Source organism: Thiothrix eikelboomii, from assembly GCF_900167255.1.
GTDB classification, from domain to species: Bacteria; Pseudomonadota; Gammaproteobacteria; order Thiotrichales; family Thiotrichaceae; genus Thiolinea; species Thiolinea eikelboomii.
In genome coordinates, this window is the sequence record NZ_FUYB01000001.1 from 266,393 (window position 1) to 283,712 (window position 17,320).

Genomic DNA, 17,320 nt, shown 5'->3' on the forward strand with positions numbered 1-17,320 from the left:
CTTGCCAAGCTAGGGTTTGCTCAAGCTTAGGATGAAGGTTTGGATTATTTAGCTATTTGCTTCTTCTGAGGTCTTGCATGCGCCTATTGCTAGTTGAGGATACAGCTGATTTAGCGGAAGCCATCGTGGAACGTTTAACTCAGGATGGACACGCTGTCGATTGGCTCACGGATGGAGAACAAGCCCTTAAAATTTTAAGCTATCAAAATTATAGCTTGATTATCCTCGACTTAGGCTTGCCTAAACTGGATGGTTTGTATGTGTTAAAAAGGCTAAGAGCGGAAAATAATAAGAATAATAAAACCCCAGTTCTGATCCTCACTGCCCGCTCGGGGATTGATGATCGGGTACAAGCACTAGATATTGGCGCCGATGATTATTTAATTAAACCGATTGACCTACGTGAGTTATCCGCCCGCTGCCGCGCCGTGCTCCGACGTCATCACGGTGAAGCCGCCAGTCTTGTGCATTATGGCAAGCTGCAATTTGACCGCTCCGCTTCACGGATGAGCATTGGTCATGAGGTATTTGAACTCCCACGGCGCGAACTATGCATTCTAGACTTACTCCTTACTCATCAAGGGCGAGCACTCAGCAAAAGCCAGCTCGCCGATCAACTCTGCTCTTTTGCTGATCATGATGAATTACCTAGTGATAATGCGATTGAGCTTTATATCGGGCGTTTACGTAAAAAGCTGACGGGTAGTGGTGTAACGATTAAGACCCTGCGTGGGATTGGCTATTTATTATATGTTGAGCAGTAAAGGTTCTTTACGTACCCGCTTATTTTTACTCTTTGGGTTAGTGCTTTTGATTGGCGGTACAGTTCTGCTGTTTGCGGCAAACACCTTAGCGCAACGTTCAGCTGATCAACTTTACGATAAATTACTGGAAAGTGCGGCACTCACCGCCATCGACAACCTGAGTGTGATAGAACAGCAATTACATTTTGATCTGCCTTATGCTTCCCTCGCAACCCTCGCACTCTCTGAAGATGATCGCGTGTTGTATAGCTTGATTGATAGCCACGCTCAAGTCCTCACGGGCTATGACTTCGTGCAGCCCGAACTCCCCGAACAGATGAAGCAACAACATCAACAAGGTTTGCCCTATTTTTTTAATCATCGCTACCAAGGCGAACTGTTTCGTTTTGTGGTGCTAGAACGGCGTTTACTTGAGCTAGGTATGCAGGACACGATCTACCTACAAATGGGGCAAAGTCGCTTAGCCCGTGATCAATTAGCCGCTGATTTAACCTTTAAAGCGACCTTGGGCGTGGGAGGATTGATTATTTTAGGCTGGCTATTTGTATGGCTGACAGCGGGCTGGTCTTTACGCCCTTTGCTCAAAATTGAACAAGAACTCACGACCAAACAACCCACTGATCTAACCGCTTTAAGTACTCAAGTCCCAACCGAGGCTGCGCATTTAGTTGAAGCAATTAATAAATTCATGGGGCGCTTGCAGCGTAATCAAGATCGCAACCATGCGTTTATTGCGGAAGCGGCTCATCAGCTACGCACGCCGTTAGCTAGCCTCCAAGCTCAAGCTGAATTAGCTACCGAAGAACAAGACATCGCTAGCATTCAAAATCGGACTCGACGGATTTTGCGGAATGCACGTGAAACCAATACAAGGATTAGCCAACTGCTTAACTATGCTACCCTTGCTCATCGTGCGGATGTACTCTTACCTGAACCCATCGTGCTCAGTGAAGCGGTCAGCCAAATCCTAGTGGATCTAGCACCGATTGCCCTCACTCAAGAGGTCGAGCTAAGCTTTGATAACCATATTGGTGACACCTGCATCACTGCCGACCCTGAAGCGATTAAAGAAATTCTACGCAATCTCGTTGATAATGCCTTGAAATATGGCCAACCTGCCACTGGCCCGGCGAGTATTAATGTCAGCCTTGAACTTGTTCTGGATAATGCTTGGGTCAGGTTACAAGTCCAAGATACGGGGCGCGGCTTGCCACCAGAGCTATTAAGCCAAGTCACTCAACGATTTGGGCGGGGCGAACTCAACCAACAATCGGGCAGTGGCCTAGGTTTAGCTATTGTCGAACAGCTCGTACATGGCATGCAGGGGTATTTGGAATTAGCGAATGCCAGCGATGCCGGCTTAAGTGCACGAGTATTTTTAAAGACCAGCCTATGCAAGCCCTAAACTGTTTACGCTTATGTTTAAGTATCGGCCTAATGTTACTCAGCTACGCGACTGAGGCTACTTGGTATCCCGCACTGCAAACCGAGAAACAACAATTGCGTATCCATTCCGCCACCGACGAGCAAGCCATGCGCCATGCTCTACTTGATTTCCAACAACTGTATCCTGAAGTTAGCCTTGAATATCTCGACCTCGGAACCCTACCTTTAATGCAACGCTTTTTAGCCGATGCCGAGCAACAACAAACAGCGGATCTCCTCATTAGCTCAGCAATGGATTTGCAGATTAAGCTCATCAACGACGGTCATGCACTAACCCATGAATCTGAAATTGCCGATGCTTTGCCAGATTGGGCGCAATGGCGTAAACAAGCGTTTAGCTTTACCTATGAACCGATTGTGATGGTTTACAATAAACGTTTATTAGCGGTCGATAAAATTCCACAAAGTCGATTGGAGCTGATTAGCCTCTTACGTGATCAAAGCGCTTATTTTCATGGCAAGGTCGGGACTTATGATATTGAGCTTAGTGGATTAGGTTATTTGCTGGCCAGTCAAGATGCCCAACAAGCCAGTACTTGGGGACGGCTCACTGAAAATTTCAGCCATTTAAACTTTAAACGTTACGCCAACACCCAAGAAATGTTAGATGCAGTACGGTCTGGTGAGTTATTGCTCGCTTATAATGTACTGGGTTCTTATGCACAGTCAGAAATTAATAAACACCCTGACCTCGCGACTATTTTTCCGAGCGATTACACCCTCGTCGTATCACGGGTCGCTTTTATTTCAAAATACACTCAAAATCCCAAGCTAGCTCATCAGTTTATGGACTATTTACTCTCACAACGCGGCCAACAACTCTTAGCTGAGCAAGCCCGATTATACTCACTGCACCCAGCTATTAGTGGCGAAGCGACTTATCAAGGTATTCAAAAATTAAGTCGGGAACGTGTCCCCTTAAAAGTGATTAAGCTCAGCCCCGCCTTACTCACGTATCAGGATCAACTTAAAAAACGCAGCTTCCTAGAAGAATGGCAAAAGCTCTTGCCCCCTGCCCCTCAACCCTAAGGATTACCAACCACCTCGGGCTAACCACTGCTCAACCTGCGGGATACGATCATTCCCCCAAAAATGTTCACCCTCCACCATCACAAATGGTGAACCGAACACACCTTTAGCTAAAGAAGCTTGCACCGCCGTTTTAAAACGCTCTTTGACCGCCTCCGTTTGGATGGCTGCCTCTAGAGCTTGGGCATCAATCCCTTCGGCACTGGCGATGGCTTTAATATTAGCGACTTGCAACAAATCTTGCCCCTCGGCAAACGCTGCTTTGAAGACCGCTTTTGCAAAGCGTTTGGCCAAGGCGGGGTCTTGATCCTGCAACCAATAAAAGGCACGCCCTGCCGCCAACGTCGCCCCCGGAAACGTTGCAGGCATCACAAAGGGAACGCCGTCTAAGCGAGCGGTGCGCGCAAAATCATGCGCTGAATACGCTCCCATCATCGGAATGTCCAGCAAGGGTTTAGACCCGACTGCTTTAAAAGCAGGTCCCAATAAAATGGCATGCCACTGCGCTTGGTAGCCATAGCGTTCAGCTATGTCATCAATTTTGTAATGCGCTAAATAACCATAGGGTGAGTAAAAATCAAAATAAAAATCGAGGGTCTTGGTCATTTAAACCTCCATTAATTGGCGGGCAATCACCATACGTTGAATATCGCTTGTACCTTCATAAATCTGGGCAACTCGTACATCACGATAAATACGCTCTACCGGAAAATCATTCAAATATCCATAGCCACCCAAAATTTGCAGAGCCTCTGAACAGACCTTTTCCGCCATTTCTGAAGCAAATAGCTTACCCATACAAGCTTGCTTTAAACAGGGCTGGCCTGCATCGCGCAAGCGGGCTGCGTTCAGGACTAACAAACTGGCAGCTTCGAGTTGAGTTGCCATATCCGCTAAACGAAATGCCACCGCTTGATGCTCAATCAGCGACTTACCAAAACTAGTACGCGCCTGTGCATAGGCTAAAGCTGCCTCATAGGCTGCCCGTGCCATGCCGACACATTGGGCAGCAATCCCAATCCGCCCGGCTTCGAGATTACTCAGTGCGATTTTGTAGCCTTCACCTTCTTGACCGAGTAAATGACTGGCTGGAATACGGCAATCTTCAAAAAAGAGCGCAGCTGTATCTGAGGCATGCTGCCCCATTTTCTTTTCGATGCTAGCGACCTGATAACCCGGATTATCGGTCGGAACGACAAAGGCACTCAGGCCTTTTTTACCTGCACTTGGATCAGTGACCGCAAATACAATGGCGACTTGGGCATTTTTGCCCGAGGTAATAAACTGTTTACTGCCATTGATGCGGTACTGGTCTCCCTCGCGAATTGCACGAGTTTTAATAGCAGCCGCATCTGAACCTGCATGAGACTCGGTTAGACAAAAACACCCCAGTTTTGCACCCGAGGCCAAAGGTTTAAGATAAGTTTCTTTGAGGTAATCACTACCGTAACTAAGGAGCGGGCCACACACCACCGAATTTTGCACGCTCAAAATAGTGGAGCATGCTCCGTCCCCTGCTGCAATCTCTTCAATTGCCAAAGCAAGGGCTACATAACCAAGATTCGAACCACCCCACTCTTCAGGCACAACCATCCCATATAAACCCAAATCCCCCATTTCCTTGAGTTGCTGGGTAGGAAAGCTGCTATTGCGATCCCAGTCAGCAGCAAAGGGGGCAACCTTAGCTTGAATATACTGCCGCACCGTATCCCGAATTAAAATTTGCTCTTCGGTTAGTATCATCTTGAATCCCCTAGCATTTTTATTTTACCCCGCCTCGACAAAGGAAGGGTTGGGAGGAGTTTAAACCAACTCCACGGCAATCGCCGTCGCTTCACCCCCACCAATACACAAGGCGGCAACCCCGCGCTTCAAACCACGTTGTTTTAAAGCTGATAACAAGGTCACAATAATTCGCGCTCCCGAAGCCCCAATCGGATGCCCTAGTGCACACGCACCACCATTCACGTTGACTTTCTCATGCGGTAAGTTCAGTGCTTGCATAGCGGCCATCGTAATCACCGCAAAGGCTTCATTGATTTCATACAGATCAACGCCTTCAGTCGTCCAACTAAGCTTAGCTAACAAGTGCTGAATCGCGTCAATCGGAGCCGTGGTAAAGAGTGAAGGCTGCTGCGCAAAGGTACTATGGCCTTGAATCACCGCCAAAGGTTTTAAGCCTCGCTGTTGTGCTTCAGACTGACGCATTAATACTAAGGCAGCCGCACCATCCGAAATCGAGCTGGAATTGGCTGCTGTTACTGTACCTTCTTTGCGGAAGGCTGGTTTTAACTTCGGAATTTTATCAAGTGCCGCTTTATGAGGTTGCTCATCGGTAGTGATTTGGGTTTCACCCTGACGATTTTTTACCCTGACGGCGACAATTTCATCTTTAAATGCACCCGTTTCGATGGCAGTTTTAGCTCGAGTGAGTGAAGCTATTGCAAATTTGTCCTGTTGCTCGCGGGTAAAGCCGAATTGATCTGCGCACTCTTCGGCATAACTGCCCATTAAACGACCTTGTTCATAAGCATCCTCGAGTCCATCTAGAAACATATGATCTTTGATTTCGCCATGTCCCATGCGTAAACCTGTGCGAGCTTTGGGCAGGAGATAAGGCGCATTTGACATAGACTCCATCCCCCCCGCAATCATGACCTGATTAGTACCTGCCACTAATAAATCATGGGCGAGCATGGTGGCTTTCATGCCTGAACCACACATTTTATTCACCGTGGTACAGCCGGCACTCAATGGCAAATGAGCACCCAAAGCGGCTTGGCGGGCAGGTGCTTGGCCTTGACCTGCGGGTAAGACACAGCCCATGATGACTTCTTGAACTTCTTTGGCATCAATCCCTGCGCGTTCAACGGCACCTTTTATAGCAGCAGCACCTAATTCAGCAGCGCTTAGACCTGCAAAATCCCCCTGAAATCCCCCCATCGGCGTCCGCACAGCACTAACAATTACCACTGGATCACTCATGCTGCACCTTAACGGGTTTCATTAAATAATTCGCGCCCAATCAACATACGGCGAATTTCTGAAGTACCTGCACCAATCTCATAGAGTTTAGCATCACGCAATAAGCGTCCAGTCGGATAGTCATTCATATAGCCATTGCCACCCAAAATCTGAATCGCATCCAATGCCATTTGTGTCGCTTTTTCAGCAGAGTATAAAATTGCCCCCGCCGCATCTTTTCGGGTAGTTTCGCCCCGATCACAAGCAGCCCCTACTGCATAAACATAAGCTTTGCAGGCATTCAGAGTAGTGTACATGTCGGCCATTTTGCCTTGAATCAGTTGAAATTCGCCGATACTTTGCCCAAATTGCTTGCGCTCATGAATATAGGGGATGACCACATCCATACACGCTTGCATAATGCCTAAAGGTCCACCGGACAAAACCGCGCGCTCATAATCCAAACCACTCATCAGTACCGCTGTGCCACGCCCGACTTGCCCGAGCACATTCTCTGCCGGCACTTCAACATCCTCAAAGACTAATTCACCGGTATTTGAGCCACGCATACCCAACTTATCGAGCTTTTGTGCCACTTTAAAACCGAAGCTTTTTTCAACAATAAAAGCCGTCATACCTTTCGAACCTGCTTGCGGATCAGTCTTGGCATAAACCACAATCACATCCGCATCAGGGCCATTAGTAATCCACATTTTCGTGCCATTGAGAACATATTTACCCCCCTGTTTCTCGGCACGCATGCGCATACTGACGACATCCGAACCTGCATTCGGCTCAGACATGGCTAAAGCACCGATATGCTCACCGCTAATCAGTTTGGGGAGATATTTACGCTTTTGCGCATCAGTTCCATTGCGGTTAATTTGATTCACACACAAATTAGAGTGTGCACCATAACTCAAACCAATCGAGGCGGAAGCGCGGCTAATCTCTTCCATCGCCACTATATGGGCGAGATAGCCCAGCTCACTGCCACCATAGGCTTCTGGCACGGTAATACCTAGTAAACCCATTTCGCCCAATTTAGGCCAAAGTTGATTGGGGAATTCATTAGAACGATCCGTTTCAGCAGCAAGGGGGGCGATTTCTTGCGTGGCAAAACTACAGACAGCTTCACGTAGCATATCCACGGTACTGCCCAAGTTAAAATTCAAACTAGAACTCATGGTGCTAAGCTCCTCCTCAGTTTAGGTAGGCAAATTAGCTTAGATAGTAAATTACGTTTACGTAAACGTCAATAAAAGACTCTAGCTAAACACTAGTGATGACAGTGCTAATAATTAGCCAATAAAAATTACAAAACGATATTAATTTTGTACTAAAATACTAAAAACTACTTAAAAATAGGTATTCAACTAATATGATTTCACCACTTTTATCTCTTTCTAATCAAATCAGGACGCAGAAGCTACCGGATTATCGGCGGTTTTTGTTACAGCAAATCGATTTTTCCCAGCGTTTGATCGGTGTTATGGGCGCACGTGGGGCGGGCAAAACCACGTTATTGCTGCAATACTTGAAGTCGGTGACGCGGGAAATCAAGGTGTTGTATGTGATTGCGGATCATCCTTTGGTCGGGCAGTACGGCTTGTTTGCGATTGCTGACGAGTTTCAGAAAATCGGCGGTGAATTGCTTATCATCGACGAAATCCATAAATGCCCACACTTCGAGCGCGATTTAAAACTGATTTTTGACAGTTTTTTTAGTCTGAAGGTCATTTTTACGGGGTCTTCCGCCACCGCGATTGATAATGCCAAAGCGGATTTGAGCCGTCGCGCCATGTTGTACCACTTGCCCGTGTTGTCATTCCGCGAGTTTCTAGAGCTGGAAACGGGGGCTAGTTTTGAGGCGCTTCCATTAGCAACTTTGTTGCAAGAGCATGTAGCTTTAGCAATGGAAATCGTCAGTTGCATCAAACCATTAGCCTATTTGCCTGCGTATCTGGAACATGGTGCATACCCGTTTTACCGTGAGGCAGGTCCGACTTATTTGCCGCGTTTGTTGAATGCGTCGATGCAAGTGATCGAGATGGACATCCCTGCACTGTACCCGATTGATCACGACAAAGTGAACGCCTTGAAAAAGCTGATGGTTATGTTGTGCCAAAGCGAACCTTACGACATTAATATTTCCAAGCTGGCGGGCGCGGTGGAACTCAATCAGAAAACTCTCTACAAATACCTCGGTTTGTTGCAGGCGGCGGGTTTGTTGCGTTTATTGGGGGCAAAATCCAGCGGGGCCAGCATTATTTCCAAGCCAGAAAAATTGTATTTGGATAATTCCAACTTGTTTGCCATTTTTTGCAATCAGCCGAAAGCAGGTACGGTGCGCGAGACGTTTTTTGCTTCAATGCTGTCTTACCAACACAGCCTGAATTACCCCAAAAGCGGAGATTTTCTGGTGGATGAGCAGTATGTGTTTGAAATCGGCGGCAAATCCAAAACCAAGCAACAAATCAAAACCGAAACGGCGGCATGGGTAGTAGCGGATGGGCTGGAAATTGGGGTAGAGGAGAAAATTCCGCTGTGGCTGTTTGGGTTTGTGTATTGAGTTGAGGTCTATTGGTTCACACAGCAGTTCTGCTGTGGCAGATGCACATCCACCACGAGCAGCATCATTTATCTGTTTGAGCGAAATGCTTATCCAGCTCAAGTACTGCCAAACCAGCGGCGACATTACCACGCGCTGCGCGTAGACGAAAGCGGGCTTCTGCATCCACAGTTGCTATCCGAATCAATACAAATTTATATGCGGTCACTTCAATCAGTATTAAGCCATAAACCCCCGCAGCTGCGGCGTATAACCCGGCAGTATCTGTGCCAGTGCATGGTTAGCAAAATGCTTACTCAGTATCTCGGCAAACACATCCCGAAAATCCACGCTATGGGCTAAATAGCGCTGCAAATACAGCTTATCTTTAGCCAAACCCGGCCAAGTGCCATAGATGCCACCTTTAACGCTGCCGCCGACTGCAAACCAAGCCGAAGCATTGCCATGATCAGTACCACCACTGCCGTTCTCTTCAGCGGTGCGGCCAAACTCGGTCATGGTTGAAACCAGTACGTTTTGCATAGTCGTGCCTAAATCTAAACAGAAAGCGGCAATCCCATCCGCAAAATTTTTCAATAAATTGGCTTGTGAACCCAAGGCTCCCCCCTGTGCGCTATGAGTATCCCAACCGCCTAAATCAATGGCGGCCACTTCCAAACCGACGCCTTGTTTAATTAATTGTGCGGTTTGCTGTAATTGACTACCAAATAAATTTGCCGGATACACCGCCGCATTCGCGGGTCGATAGGCTTTCGGGTCAATTTGCCGGGTAAGATCCAAATCTCTTAATAAAGTCTGCCCTGTTTGCTGTAAAAGTTTCGCATAGGGATTACTATCCTGCGGGTGCTGGGCATACACTGTGTTTAAACGCGAACTTAAACGCATTTCCTCAGTATCACTTAAACCTAAATCAAAATTGGCTAAATCCCGCAACGAGGAGACGGCTACACTCCCGCGCAAGGACTGCGCTAGTTCATTCCCAAAACCCACTCCACGCATACCGCTGCTATTCATCGAGCTAGCCAAATGTCGATTCATCCAACCCTCTAAATCACTACGAATCGCACCGCTTTCAATAAAATGCTGGCTATCAAAATGTGATAAAGAAGCCTGTGGATAATGCACCGCAGGAAAAACCGCTAATTGTTGCTGCTGATATAAACGCTGTAAACCTTGCATGGCTGGATGCAAACCAAAATAGCCATTCAAATCTAAAGCACCATTGACTTGTCCTGGGGGTGCAATCGCAATCGTTGGGCGCAACCGATAATAATCATTATCAGCATAGGGTACGACCACATTTAAACCATCACAGCCGCCACGCTGGAAAATCACCACCAGCGTTTTGGGGGCAGCGGCAGCTTGGGCAGCCTTTAGGCGGAAGGAATCATCTAATAACCAAGCACTACCCGCTAAAGAGGAAGAGCACATTAGCTTGAGAAAATCACGTCGTTGCATGGTTCTATCCTTATTCTTATTATTGGTAGTTACCGGCTGGATAACTTAATACAGTGGATAACATCGCTTTTAAGCGCGTATTGGCATTGGCGGCCTCTAAATCAAAAGCCGTTTCTGCATTTAAAATATCAAAGGCTGTTTGCCATTCCACAGTGCTATAGTGGTTATTCATCAACAGATCAAAACTCTCTGCCAAAATACTCTCGGTCGTTAAAGCTCCACGACTACGGAAGAAGGCCACTGGATCGAGCTGGATACCCGAGACATTGCCGGCAACTAAGCGGTTTACAAAGCGAATGCGCTCCTGTAATAAACCCGTGCTAATCCAATCATCACCTGTTTCTGACCAACCTGTAGGCACTGGATTACGGTGCAAACTTAAGCCCATGCGTCTAACTTCATCCACTAAACCCTCGGTACTGACTTGCCCTGCAAACGCACGCACCGCCGCGACCCCAAACTCGACTGGAGTACGGAATTTACTATTGAAATGATCTTCTGCATGGAATTCGGGAGCCGTTAAGATCGTCCGCAGTACCTGAGCGATTTGATCGGCTTGGCTAGCGGTATTGATAAAGGTCGCAGAACAGCGTTGGAGTAAAGCATCCACCGGTTGATCACTCACAAACAGGGTAATCAGTTTAGAGCAAATAAATTTAGCAGTCGCGGGATGGCGCGCCAAAAAGCGCAAGGCTTGCTCGCCCTCTTCCACCCCGCCGCCTTTAATCGTTTGCCCCCAGAACACTTTATCCATAGCATTATGTTGAGCTGCATTAAAATAAAAAGCATCATTCTGGACTTGCCAACCGGTGAAAATTTCCGCTAAGACCTCCACTTCACGTTGTGAATACCCACCTTTGACACCAACCGTATGCAGCTCCAAAACTTCACGGGCATAGTTTTCATTAGCATTGGCTTTAAGATTGGCAATATTATCCAAATAGATCAACATGGCGGGGCTTTGCGCACTACTTAGCAGCAAATTATAGAAACTACCTAAGGCATTGGCGCGGAATACATCATTCTCAGCTAATTCATACAGTAGTTTATTCCCGGTTCTATCTAAATTAGTGTTGAAATGATTATCCCAGAACCAAGTCATGACCTCCTGCAATTGACGAGGGCTATGAACCATGTGGAATAAGGTATAAGCCTGCAAATCCTCATGGGTAAATAAATCCAAATCAGCCACGGCCTGATCAAAGGCGAGTGCTTGAATTTGACTCGGTGCTAACTGGGACTCTAAGAAAGCGTCTGCACCGCTGCGCCGCACTTCAGCCAATAAACTTGGTGAAGCCCCAAAACTAATCCGATTAATTAACTGTCGCGCCTCAGCCGCTGCTCCGATCACTGGTAGATTTAAATGGTAGTTAGCGGTTTTCCCACTCAAATCGGTGGCGGTTAAACTGACTTTGAGCACTTGTCCTTCGGTCAATTTCCCATTCGGTACAACCCAAGCCCAATCACCTTGACTACTGAGGGTTAAAGTCTGCGCGGCAAATACACCCGCCCCTTGTGCTTGAGCAGTGAGGCTCGCCAGTCCAGTATCATCACTCACCCGGCCTTTTAGGATGAAGCCTGTTTTAACCACTTCCTCACCCTCACGATGTGAACTGACTTGAATCACTGGCAAGGCTTGATCGGCGATCACTTTAAATTGTGCTAGCCGCTCGGCTCGATTACCCGCTTGGTCCCAAGCCGTTAGCATCACGCTGGCCTCTTGTCCGGCCGCCAATAAACGGCCCGCTACTTGCGCAGACCAATCACCTGTCAGCGGATTCAAGGCGATTGGCAAAGTTTGGGTAGTGGTCGCGGTACGTAAACTAGCGGTAAGTTCGCGGATCGCCCAGTTATCTAAAGCCGTACCTGTTAGGGTAAAGCCTGTGCTCCCCACTTCTGTTTGCTTGGGTGTCAATAGCTCAATCCGTGGTAACTCCCAATCTAAGCGACTGCCCTCAGCATCAAGGCGGATCGAAAAATCAACCGCACCCGCTCCTGTCACGATGCGACTGTAATAATTACGCCCTTGCTTAAAAGGGTCTTGGGCAACAAAAACATGGCGTTCACCCGACACCAAGGATTCTAAATCAAACTGCACCTGCCCAGCACTGTCAGTTTTCCCTGATTTGACCCACCACAAGCGATTGCTAGCATCAAGACGATAAGCATTTAAAGTTACAGCTGCCATTGGTTCACCCGTTGCACGATGGCTTAAGCTAACCGGAATATGCCCAACCGGAAATTTCAGCGCAAATTCACCCGCAGCAAAGCTGGCACTTTCCACCCGCCCACCGTTGTACGGCGTGGCCACTAATAAAAAGCGCTTACCTTCGACGGAGAACGCTTCAGAATCCAGCTTTGCAAGACCTTGCTCATCGGTGTTCGCACTCGCGATCCAGCCCTTCCAACGATTGATACCATCGGCATCGAATTGATAAGCCGTGATCGCCACTTTCGGCACTGGCAAGCCACTCAAAGCATTGTGCAGCTTCACCTGCAATAAGCGCGTACCGACTAAGAACGTATATTGCCCAGTCGCTTTGAGCAATTGACTGTTACGATAGCGCCCAGTCACCGGACTCAGTGCATTCAGAATATAGTGCTTACCTTGATCAAGGTCCGGCAAATCAATCCGCAAGACTCCATTGCTATCAGTGGTAGCACGACCTATCCAAACTGATTTTCCCTCGGCTAATTGCTCACGCACTTGGACTTCTAGATTAGGTAAGATCGTGGCCTGAGCCTCAGTACCATCACGGACAGTCACCACCACTGAACCGAGTAAGAACTCCACTGCGCCACTGCGGGTAAACACGGGGCTAAGCGCAGTAAATTGATTATATACTTTGGCTTGTAAGCGAATCAGTGCGTTTTCGGTATTCAGTTCAGCGAGGTCGAAACTGACCTGACCGGCTGCGTCAGTTTTTTGTTGTCCCCGCCACTGCCGCGTACCATCGGCTAAAATACGCCAAGCGACCACATCGACCCCAGCGAATACTTGTTGCGAATAGGCATCCTTCACCGTAGCGACTAAAGGATTCGACCCTACCACAAACACCGAATCACCCGTCGCTTTCAGAATAGGACTGGTTTTATAAGTCTTGGTCAGGGGGCTTAACGCTTGTAAATAAAACTGCCGCCCTTGCGCTAAACCGGGTAAATCTAAGCGCAATAAACCATCACTCCCCGTTTTCGTGGTCGCCAACCATTGATCCGTACCATTCGCCAGCTTTTCTCGCACATAAACGGTATGATTCGCCAAGACAGGCTGACTCGGGCTCGTACCATCGACAACTTTAATTCGGCTGGTGCCTAACTGCCACAGCTCACTGCCTGCTTGAGTCAGCAGCCTAGAGCGTGCAGTGAATTGATTATAAGCACTCGCTCTTAATTCAATTTTGCCACCGGTACTGAGTTCGGGTAGGTCTAAGGCCAACTCTCCTTGACTATTCGTGACCCCTGCAGTGCGCCATTGATATGCTCCCGTCTCCAACCATTGATAAGCGGTGACATTTACCCCTGCAAGCGGGGTAGAGCTGAGTGCATCACTAAGCTTAAGTTTGAGGAGTGGTGAGCCTAATTTGAAACTAAACTGCTCACCTTTTTGTAGCGGAATACTGCTACGATATTTATTAAAGACTTGATCTTTAGCCAATAAAATATACTTTTTACCTGCTAATAAATTCAAGCGCAGCCCACCTTGGGCATCCGTCACGCCTTGATTGAACCAAACTGAGCTGCCATCCGCGAGCAGTTCTCTAATCTGAATCGGGGTTGCCGCTAAAGCTGGCAGATTGGCTTGGGTGGCATCGAGTAATTGAACTCGAGTCTCACCAAGGGCAAATTCAGCCTCACCCGCCTGAGTAATCCATTCGCTCACTGCGCGCATCTGATTAAAAGCCGTCACCGAAAGCTGCACCGGTAGACCTTGAGACAATTGCGGAATATCGAAAGCAAGTTTGCCATTCGCATCGGTGGTTTTCTGTGCCGCCCACACTAACTTCCCATCCTGTTGATAGCGGGCAGTGACGGGTAAATTAGCAAGGCTACTACCCGTTAACCCATCTTTGACGGTGAGCTTTAATAAAGGTGAGCCGACACGAAATAAGAAACTACCCGTTGCGCTTAGTGTGGTACTCATCCGATAGCGACTATCAAATGGGCTGAGCGCATACAGCTGATAATAGCGTCCTGCCCCTAAACCCTCCAAAGTCAAACTAGCTTGACCACTCGCATCGGTTTTAATAGCTGTTCGCCATACGCTGCTGCCATCCGTCATAAGCTCCCGAACCTGCAAGCTGGTATTGGCTAGCGGCTGATCATTGGCTGTTCCATCGACCACACTCACTTGCAAATTAGGACTTAAACTCGGATTTAAACTAACCACCGCATGGCTAGCCAAAGGTAAAGCACTGAAGAATAAACAGCAAAACCACAAACACCACTGACTCAGCCAATGGGCTAGCCTATACGAGGGGTTGAACATAAGTATTAGCTCTTGTTATCAACAATTAGCGTCAATGCGAAGCAGGTCTAGCGCTCGACCTGTTTCGGATCTAACCCGGCTACTTGCTTAGGATCTGGCTTGACCCATGCGGCCTGCTGACATTCAGTCTCTGCTTGGATTAAGCTCATTTGTGCTTGGTTTAAGGCGTGTGCTTGTTGACTTAGCTGCTGCTCTAACTGTTGGATTTGCTCAGCATTCTCATCCAAACTAGCTTGTTGTGCTGACCACTGTTGTTGCTCAGCCGTGAGTGCCTGCAATTGCCCTGCACTTTCACTAAGCTCCGTTTGGGCTTGAGCTAAAGCAGCCTCTAGAGTTTGTAGGCGCTGCTGCAAGGTGACTAACTCTGTTTGTAAACTGGGATCAATGTCTGCAGAGGGTTCAAGCACTGCTGGCTGAGCTTCGGGGCTAAGCACAGTGACAGTGGCAGCTGAAGGCAGAGCGGGCTGTTGGCTGAGCTGCGTATCTTCACTGCTACACGCAGCAAGTAAGCTTAAGCTAAGCCCAGCCATTAAATAGGCTAGTTTGGTCATGGGGTGCGACTCTTAACTGATTATTTTTCTATAAGTATCTTTTATAGTTTAACCTTCGACACCCAAAATACAACCACCGATCAGCGGAAACTTTAACACTCAGGGACGATAAAAACGCCTTACTTCATAAGCAAAATGTCGACCTAAGCCCACACTACCTAGGGTATTGTAATGAATTTGATCAGCTGCCTTCGATAAAGCATCGGTATTCACCCAGACAGTGCGTGGCATTTGTGTAGTCACCACTTCTTGTGCCTTCCTCAATACATCTACCGCAGGATGCTGTGCTTTGGGTGGATTAATTCGCCCTAAAATAAATGCAGCCTGCGGGCTGGCGTATTCACGGCGCAAATCGGTAATAAATGCTTTCAGATTGCCTAGATACGCATCTGCAGCGAGTGGATAGCGGGCATCGCGCTCACCTTGCATCCAAATAAAAGCCTGCACGGTATTGCCTTGAGTCAGTATTTGACTGACTTCGATTTGTCGCTTCAAGAGGGCATAGAGGCTAGTTTGAATCGTGCTTTCGGTCATGCGAAACGAGAGACGTGGATTCCATAATCGCGCCCAATCATAAATCGAGGTACCGCCGACAGCTAATTTCAGGATACGAATTTTACGCCCCGGATACCAAGCGGCTAGATATTTAGCAAACGCCACTTCTGGCCCAATCCGCCCACCGGGTTGCTGATGAAACTCCATTTTGCGACCATGCTGGTGAAACTCAACTTGAATCGGTTTTATTTTTAACCAATCGGGTAACTGACCAAACAAACTTTCTGTCCAGCCTACCATATTGGATTGACCGATAAGGATAAATACCAAGTCTTGGAGCATAAGACTACCTAGCAGGATTAGGGCAATAAATGCTAATAGCAGAGCGCACACACTCGACTGGCGCTCTATTTTGAATATAGTTAGGATTCTGCTAACTGTTGCCCAGTTCCGACTAACGGAAGCGAATGAGGGTCAAGCCTGTTTGAGTATGAGCCAAATAGGCCATTTTCTGATCAGCACTGACCGCAACTCCCTGTACTGCAGGGCGGGTTTGAATACTTTGCTGAATATGCGGTTCTAACGGGCGGCTCACATCGACCACGACCAAGCCATTGAATAAATCAGCCACTAAGGCGGTTTGGCCATCTTGGCTTAAAGTCACAGCAAACGCATTGCGCATGGGTAATTGGGTCGATGGTATAGTGGCTGAGTTCTGTAGAGCATGCACACTCAATCCGCCCTCATTATTCGCAGAAAATAGCCAGCGTCCATCTTTAGATACGACCAAACGCTGTGGATGCCCTGCTGGATTAAAATGCCCCTGATGCACGGGCGCTTGCGGCCGACGCACATCGACCTGTTGAATCCCATCCGCTTGATCGGCGATATATAAGGTTTGCCCATTAGCACTCAAAGCCACCCCTGCACTCGCGGCTGAAGTCGGAATCACCGCCAGCTGACGCGGCTTGCTCGGCTGGCTGACATCTATCACTACCACACCATTGCTATTGTCTGCCACAAACGCGGTACGTCCATCCGGCGTGAGCACTAGATCAAAAGCATAAGAAGAGGTGTCCAATTTCCCTAGCAGTTTTAACGCACTGGGCTGACTCAGATCAACAATCGCTAATCCCCCTGCACCATTGGCAATAAACGCTAATTTTCCTCGGACAACGATCGACTCTACTTGCTGTAATGCGCTGAGCTTGCTGATTAAAACCGGTTGTTCCGCTGAGCGCAGATCCATAATCAATAAACCTTCTTGGGCAACGCCTACTAGAAGGTGCCGTTGATCAGCTGTCACTGCGACTGCATGCGCTGAACCTTGGGTCGACACCTGCCCAATCACGGCCCCCGCACGAAAGGCAGCCTGAGCCAGATTCAAACCACTGCTTAGGAATAACACTAAACCTAAGCATCCCCAACCAACACGAGTACGGAAAGTTTGCATACCAGCCCTCCCCCTTGAATTGCAGAACAAGACTATCCCTATTGCAAGCATAGACCTGAATGCTTGCATTAAGTTGTGAATTGACTCATTAAAGCACTAGTT

Annotated in this window: 14 protein-coding genes; 4 read left to right on the forward strand and 10 right to left on the reverse strand. The window is 47.9% G+C overall.

The genetic code is table 11. From position 1 onward, the window contains the following. The first annotated feature begins 77 nt into the window (after nucleotides 1-77). The 3 genes from B5D50_RS01240 to B5D50_RS01250 are packed head-to-tail and all read left to right on the forward strand — an operon-like array spanning nucleotide 78 to nucleotide 3,239. Nucleotides 78-764, forward strand: a complete 687-nt coding sequence (locus B5D50_RS01240; protein ID WP_078920756.1) for a response regulator transcription factor — start codon at nucleotides 78-80, stop codon at nucleotides 762-764. Then, nucleotides 751-2,169, forward strand: coding sequence for a sensor histidine kinase (locus tag B5D50_RS01245; protein ID WP_078920757.1), 1,419 nt, complete (start codon nucleotides 751-753; stop codon nucleotides 2,167-2,169). Before B5D50_RS01240 ends, B5D50_RS01245 begins: the two co-directional genes overlap by 14 nt. Beyond that, on the forward strand, nucleotides 2,157-3,239 hold the full coding sequence (locus tag B5D50_RS01250) for an ABC transporter substrate-binding protein (RefSeq protein ID WP_078920758.1): 1,083 nt from the start codon (nucleotides 2,157-2,159) through the stop codon (nucleotides 3,237-3,239). Before B5D50_RS01245 ends, B5D50_RS01250 begins: the two co-directional genes overlap by 13 nt. A gap of 3 nt (nucleotides 3,240-3,242) precedes the next feature. Here the strand turns inward: B5D50_RS01250 and B5D50_RS01255 are convergent, their stop codons facing one another. The 4 genes from B5D50_RS01255 to B5D50_RS01270 are packed head-to-tail and all read right to left on the reverse strand — an operon-like array spanning nucleotide 3,243 to nucleotide 7,390. Further along, nucleotides 3,243-3,845, reverse strand: coding sequence for a 2-hydroxychromene-2-carboxylate isomerase (locus B5D50_RS01255; RefSeq protein WP_078920759.1), 603 nt, complete (start codon nucleotides 3,843-3,845; stop codon nucleotides 3,243-3,245). Then, nucleotides 3,846-4,982: an acyl-CoA dehydrogenase family protein gene (locus tag B5D50_RS01260; RefSeq protein WP_078920760.1), complete on the reverse strand. Its 1,137-nt coding sequence runs from the start codon at nucleotides 4,980-4,982 to the stop codon at nucleotides 3,846-3,848. Between the two features lie 60 nt (nucleotides 4,983-5,042). Next, nucleotides 5,043-6,224 carry an acetyl-CoA C-acetyltransferase gene (locus B5D50_RS01265; RefSeq protein ID WP_078920761.1) on the reverse strand — a complete coding sequence of 394 codons (1,182 nt, stop codon included), beginning with the start codon at nucleotides 6,222-6,224 and terminating at the stop codon, nucleotides 5,043-5,045. An 8-nt stretch (nucleotides 6,225-6,232) separates the two neighbouring features. Further along, nucleotides 6,233-7,390 (reverse strand): isovaleryl-CoA dehydrogenase, encoded by a 1,158-nt coding sequence (locus tag B5D50_RS01270; RefSeq protein ID WP_078920762.1) that lies wholly within the window; start codon nucleotides 7,388-7,390, stop codon nucleotides 6,233-6,235. Between the two features lie 263 nt (nucleotides 7,391-7,653). Here B5D50_RS01270 and B5D50_RS01275 point away from each other — a divergent pair, with 263 nt between their 5' ends. Beyond that, nucleotides 7,654-8,775: an AAA family ATPase gene (locus B5D50_RS01275; RefSeq protein WP_159448541.1), complete on the forward strand. Its 1,122-nt coding sequence runs from the start codon at nucleotides 7,654-7,656 to the stop codon at nucleotides 8,773-8,775. Between the two features lie 64 nt (nucleotides 8,776-8,839). Here the strand turns inward: B5D50_RS01275 and B5D50_RS19990 are convergent, their stop codons facing one another. The 6 genes from B5D50_RS19990 to B5D50_RS01300 form a co-directional block, all read right to left on the reverse strand. Continuing rightward, complete coding sequence (locus B5D50_RS19990) at nucleotides 8,840-8,983, reverse strand: hypothetical protein (protein ID WP_200807002.1); 144 nt, start codon at nucleotides 8,981-8,983, stop codon at nucleotides 8,840-8,842. 11 nt (nucleotides 8,984-8,994) lie between these two features. Then, a complete protein-coding gene (locus B5D50_RS01280) occupies nucleotides 8,995-10,233 on the reverse strand; it encodes a DUF1501 domain-containing protein (protein ID WP_078920764.1) in 1,239 nt (412 codons plus the stop codon). 19 nt (nucleotides 10,234-10,252) lie between these two features. Continuing rightward, a complete protein-coding gene (locus B5D50_RS01285) occupies nucleotides 10,253-14,719 on the reverse strand; it encodes a DUF1800 domain-containing protein (protein ID WP_078920765.1) in 4,467 nt (1,488 codons plus the stop codon). Between the two features lie 47 nt (nucleotides 14,720-14,766). Continuing rightward, on the reverse strand, nucleotides 14,767-15,270 hold the full coding sequence (locus B5D50_RS01290; RefSeq protein WP_078920766.1) for a hypothetical protein: 504 nt from the start codon (nucleotides 15,268-15,270) through the stop codon (nucleotides 14,767-14,769). A gap of 99 nt (nucleotides 15,271-15,369) precedes the next feature. Beyond that, on the reverse strand, nucleotides 15,370-16,107 hold the full coding sequence (locus B5D50_RS01295) for a sialate O-acetylesterase (RefSeq protein WP_078920767.1): 738 nt from the start codon (nucleotides 16,105-16,107) through the stop codon (nucleotides 15,370-15,372). Between the two features lie 112 nt (nucleotides 16,108-16,219). Further along, nucleotides 16,220-17,218 carry an LVIVD repeat-containing protein gene (locus B5D50_RS01300; protein ID WP_159448542.1) on the reverse strand — a complete coding sequence of 333 codons (999 nt, stop codon included), beginning with the start codon at nucleotides 17,216-17,218 and terminating at the stop codon, nucleotides 16,220-16,222. Nucleotides 17,219-17,320: the final 102 nt, after the last annotated feature.